Origin of the sequence: Streptomyces sp. NRRL WC-3549 (genome assembly GCF_000721935.1) — a bacterium.
In the GTDB taxonomy this organism is placed as follows: Bacteria; Actinomycetota; Actinomycetes; order Streptomycetales; family Streptomycetaceae; genus Streptomyces.
Genome location: NZ_KL585381.1, coordinates 118,204 through 118,562, shown reverse-complemented (window position 1 = coordinate 118,562; position 359 = coordinate 118,204).

Below are 359 nucleotides of genomic sequence, written 5' to 3'. Positions count from 1 at the left end.
GCGCTGAACCGGTGCGCTGAGCCGGACGGCAGTCCGGAGGAGCGTGGAGCAGGGACCGTAAGCGCGGCGGTACGGACACACCTCGGATCGGGGCGGGCAAGCCCCGGATCAGGGCGGACGGCGGCCCCGGATTCACCCGCTTCACCGATTCGTACTCCCGGAAGTAGTGACATACCACGTGGTATGTGCGCAGAATCAGCGGAACCTTACTGCCACGTAGCGCCCACCGGGAGGACGCCGTGCTGAGCACTATGCAGGACGTACCGCTGACTGTCACCCGCATTCTGACGCATGGGATGACCATCCACGGGAAGTCGCGGGTGACGACCTGGACCGGCGAGCCGGAGCCGCAGCGGCGG